The sequence below is a fragment of the Inquilinus limosus MP06 genome, assembly GCF_000767795.1.
Taxonomy (GTDB): domain Bacteria; phylum Pseudomonadota; class Alphaproteobacteria; order DSM-16000; family Inquilinaceae; genus Inquilinus; species Inquilinus limosus_E.
This window is the reverse complement of sequence record NZ_JANX01001109.1, coordinates 1-744: the sequence shown is the minus strand read 5'-3', so window position 1 is coordinate 744 and position 744 is coordinate 1. Positions and strand designations below refer to the sequence as shown.

At 73.9% G+C, this 744-nt stretch carries 1 protein-coding gene; it reads left to right on the top strand.

Annotation, left to right across the window (positions count from 1 at the left end; all coding sequences use genetic code 11):
- Positions 1-70 precede the first annotated feature (70 nt).
- On the top strand, positions 71-744 hold a 674-nt coding region (locus P409_RS35500; RefSeq protein WP_034849867.1), incomplete at its 3' end, for a site-specific integrase.

The window sequence follows — 744 nt, the reverse complement described above, 5'->3', positions numbered from 1 at the left end:
ACCCCTCCCCGTACCCCCCTCCCGCGAGGGGAGGGGGGGACTCGTCTGCGCGAACCGGCGATGGCCTCTCATGCCTCCTGATCCCGACAGCATGGCCGGCTGGCCGGCGGCGGCGGATCTGCGCGACGCCGCCGGCCGCTGGAAGCTGTGGCTGAAGGAGGAGAAGCGGGTCTCGCCGCACACGCTGCGCGCCTATCTCGGCGATGTCGGCCGCTTCGTCCACTTCCTGGCCGAGCATCTCGGCCGCCCGCCCAGCCTGAACGACTTGTCGGCCGCCGCCCTCTCCGACCTGCGCGCCTTCCAGTCGCGCCGGGCCGCAGGCGGGGCCGGCGCCGCGACGCGGGCGCGCGGCCTGTCCGGCGTCCGCAACTTCCTGGCCCATCTCGACCGCGCCGGGGTGCTGCACAACGCGGCGATCGGATCCTTGCGCAACCCCAAGCTGCCGAAGCGCCTGCCGCGGCCGCTGGCGGTGACCGACGCACTGGCCGCGGTCGATACCATTGAGACCCTGGCCACCGAGGAATGGATCGGGCTGCGCGACCGCGCCCTCCTCTTCCTGCTCTATGGCTGTGGCCTGCGCCTGGGCGAGGCGCTGGGGCTGACCCGGCGCGAGGCGGAAGGTTCGAGTGGGCGCAATGCGCCGGGGGGCGACACGCTGGTGGTCACCGGCAAGGGCCGCAAGCAGCGCATGGTGCCGGTGCTGCCGGCGGTGCGCGAGGCGGTCGACGCCTATATCGCCGCCTG